At 64.0% G+C, this 4,259-nt stretch carries 1 protein-coding gene and 1 pseudogene; both read left to right on the top strand.

Annotated elements, in window-relative coordinates; translation table 11 throughout:
- A partial coding sequence (locus VSR72_RS43820) for a YadA-like family protein (protein ID WP_342958396.1) occupies positions 1–3,665 on the top strand: 3,665 nt, incomplete at its 5' end.
- Positions 3,666–3,718: 53 nt separating this feature from the next.
- Positions 3,719–4,259, top strand: a pseudogene (locus VSR72_RS43825) (OmpA family protein); the annotation flags it as partial.

Below are 4,259 nucleotides of genomic sequence, written 5' to 3' on the forward strand. Positions count from 1 at the left end.
CGCACGACTCGGTGACGCTGGGCGGTACGGACGCAACCTCGGCAGTAGCCCTGCACAACGTGGCTAACGGCGCGCTGAGCGCATCGAGCACCGACGCCGTGAACGGCTCGCAGCTGTACGCGACGAACACGAACGTGTCGAATCTGGCCGGTAACGTGACGAACCTCGCCGGTGACGTGACAACGCTGCAAGGTGACGTGACGACCATCAACGGCCAGATCACGAACATGCAGGGTCAACTGGCTGATGCAGTGATGTACGACTCGTCGGCACACGATTCGGTCACACTGGGCGGCACGGGTGCGACCTCGGCAGTAGCACTGCACAACGTGGCTAACGGCGCACTGAACGCATCGAGCACCGACGCAGTGAACGGTTCGCAGCTGTACGCAACGAACCAGAGCATCACGGACCTGTCGGGCCAGATCACGAACATCAACGGCCAGCTGGCCGATGCGGTTCTGTACGACTCGTCGGCACACGACTCGGTGACGCTGGGCGGCACGGACGCGACCTCGCCCGTGGCGCTGCACAACGTAGCCAACGGCGCGCTGAACGCATCGAGCACTGACGCAGTGAACGGTTCGCAGCTGTACGCGACGAACACCAACGTGTCGAACCTGGCTGGCGACATCACCAACATCAACGGCAAGCTCAACGACGCGGTGCTGTACGACTCGTCGGCGCATGACTCGGTGACACTGGGCGGTTCGGGTGCAACAACGCCTGTGGCCCTGCACAACGTGGCGAACGGCCTGGTGAACGCTTCGAGCTTCGACGCAGTCAACGGTTCGCAGCTATACGCACTGGGCAGCAGCACGGCTGACGCCCTGGGCGGCGGCTCGACGGTGAATAGCGACGGCTCGATCTCGGCGCCGACGTACGTCGTGGGCGGCGACACCTACAACAACGTGGGCAGCGCGATCACGAACCTGGACGGCCGTGTGACGCAGAACACGACGGACATCACGAACCTGACGAACAACATCAACAACGGCACGATCGGCCTCGTCCAGCAGGATCAGACGACGCGCAACATCACCGTTGCGAAGGGCACGGATGGCACGATCGTGGACTTCACGGGCACGGCAGGCACGCGTGTTCTGACGGGTGTGTCGAACGGTGCGGTGAACGCTTCGAGCGTAGATGCAGTGAACGGCTCGCAGCTGTACGCGACGAACCAGAGCATCTCGAACCTCGCAGGCGACATCACGAACATCAACGGCCAGCTGCAAGACGCGGTGATGTACGACTCGTCGGCACACGACTCGGTCACACTGGGCGGCACGGGTGCGACCTCGGCAGTAGCACTGCACAACGTGGCTAACGGCGCACTGAACGCATCGAGCACCGACGCAGTGAACGGTTCGCAGCTGTACGCAACGAACCAGAGCATCACGGACCTGTCGGGCCAGATCACGAACATCAACGGCCAACTGGCCGATGCGGTTCTGTACGACTCGTCGGCACACGACTCGGTGACGCTGGGCGGCACGGACGCGACCTCGCCCGTGGCGCTGCACAACGTAGCCAACGGCGCGCTGAACGCATCGAGCACGGACGCAGTGAACGGTTCACAGCTCTACGCAACGAACACCAACGTGTCGAACCTGGCTGGCGACATCACCAACATCAACGGCAAGCTCAACGACGCGGTGCTGTACGACTCGTCGGCGCATGACTCGGTGACACTGGGCGGTTCGGGTGCAACAACGCCTGTGGCCCTGCACAACGTGGCGAACGGCCTGGTGAACGCTTCGAGCTTCGACGCAGTCAACGGTTCGCAGCTATACGCACTGGGCAGCAGCACGGCTGACGCCCTGGGCGGCGGCTCGACGGTGAACGGCGACGGCTCGATCTCGGCGCCGACGTACGTCGTGGGCGGCGACACCTACAACAACGTGGGCAGCGCGATCACGAACCTGGACGGCCGTGTGACGCAGAACACGACGGACATCACGAACCTGACGAACAACATCAACAACGGCACGATCGGCCTCGTCCAGCAGGATCAGACGACGCGCAACATCACCGTTGCGAAGGACACGGATGGCACGATCGTGGACTTCACGGGCACAGCAGGCACGCGTGTTCTGACGGGTGTGTCGAACGGTGCGGTGAACGCTTCGAGCGTAGATGCAGTGAACGGCTCGCAGCTGTACGCCACGAACCAGAACATCTCGAACCTCGCAGGCGACATCACGAACATCAACGGTCAGCTGCAAGACGCGGTGATGTACGACTCGTCGGCGCACGATTCGGTCACGCTGGGCGGTTCGGGCGCGACAACGCCCGTGGCGCTGCACAACGTGGCGAACGGCCTGGTGAACGCTTCGAGCTTCGACGCGATCAACGGTTCGCAGCTCTACGCACTGGGCAGCTCGACGGCCAGCTCGCTGGGCGGCGGCTCGACGGTGAACCCGGACGGTTCGATCTCGAACCCGACGTACATCCTGAGCGGCGGCACGTACAACAACGTGGGCAGCGCGCTGACGAACATCGACGGTCGTGTGTCGAATGTGATCAACAACATCAACAACGGCACGATCGGCCTCGTCCAGCAGGATCAGACGACGCGCAACATCACCGTTGCGAAGGACACAGACGGTACGGTTGTGGACTTCACGGGCACGGCAGGCACGCGCACGCTTATTGGTGTCTCGAACGGTGCGGTGAACGCAACGAGCACCGAGGCGGTGAACGGCTCGCAGCTCTACGCGACGAACCAGAGCATCTCGAACCTCTCGGGCGACATCACGAACATCAACGGCAAGCTGGCTGATGCGGTGATGTACGACTCGTCGGCGCACGACTCGGTCACGCTGGGCGGCTCGGGTGCGACTTCGACCGTAGCGCTGCACAACGTGACGGCGGGTGACATCAGCGCATCGAGCAACGACGCGGTGAACGGCTCGCAGTTGTACTCGCTGATCGAGCAAGTGAACAACATCTCTGTCGATGGCAGCGACCCGATGTTCACGGCGAACGGCGATCGCAACACCGAAGCGGCCAGCGCGGCGGGCAACCACGCGACGGCGGGCGGTGCAAACGCCAACGCAAGCGGTGACTGGTCGACGGCGTCGGGTGCGAATTCGGTAGCGAGCGCAACCAACGCCACGGCAATCGGCGCGAAGTCGACGGCAAGCGGCACAAACGCCACGGCGATCGGCGCGGGCGCCACGGCAACCGGTGCGAACTCCGTTGCGATCGGTCAGGGTTCGGTCGCGACCGAGGACAACACGGTTTCGATGGGTTCGGACTCGGTGCAGCGTCGTGTCACGAACGTTGCAGCAGGCCAGAACGGCACGGACGCGGTCAATGTGGACCAGTTGAACAACACGGTCAACAACGCCGTGATCGACATGGGCAACCAGGCCGTGCAGCAAGCGAACAACTACACGAACCAGCAGATCAGCGTTGTTCGCAAGCAGATGAACTCGCTGGGCGCCGCCGCCATGGCCGCTTCGTCGCTCCTCCCGAACGCACGGGCGGAAGGCAACTTCCAGATGGCCGCCGCGGCCGGTACCTACGGCGGCGAAAGCGCCCTGGCAATCGGTGCGAACTGGTACGTGTCGGACCGCCTGCTCCTGAACGCGCACGTTTCGCGTTCGACGGGTAGCGGCGCCAGCACCGGTGCGTCGGTTGGCGCGACGTTCGGGTTCTGATCGACCGTGACCCAGGCCCGCCACGGGAAACCGTGGCGGGCGCGGAGAATCTCATGAAAAAAACTTTGATATGCGGCGCATTGTTCGCCGCGCTGGCAAGCGCTCACGTGTTCGCCAGCGCGGGCAGCGATGCCGAGGCGCTGATGCCCGCCGCGCAGAAAATCGCGGACCCGTATCAGCGCGGTCTGGCCGAAGGCTGGCTCGAGATTGCCGAGCGCCAGGACAGCCATGTGCTCGTTTCGAAGGTCTACAACGACGCGGCGGCCGGTGCGCTCAACAACGCGCGCCATTTCATCGACGGCAGCGTGCCGTTTCAGCCGATCTACGGGCAGAAGAACTGGCCGCCAGTGGAAACGCGCCAGAAGTGGGTGGACGCGCTGCAGGAAATCGAGCGCACCAACGAGCGCGCGGCACAGTCGCCGTGCCGCGGCGAGGATGCGGGCCGGCTCTCGGCGCTGACCGACGAAGCCTGGAAGGAGCAGGACGAAACGCACGCCACGCGCTGGGTGCACGGCTGGGACGCGATCGAACGCGCGCAGAAGCTGGCGCAGCAGGTGAACGCTGAACTCGACAAGTGCGTGCCGCCGCCTCCAC

It is taken from the genome of Paraburkholderia sp. JHI869 (genome assembly GCF_038900775.1).
Lineage (GTDB): Bacteria > Pseudomonadota > Gammaproteobacteria > Burkholderiales > Burkholderiaceae > Paraburkholderia.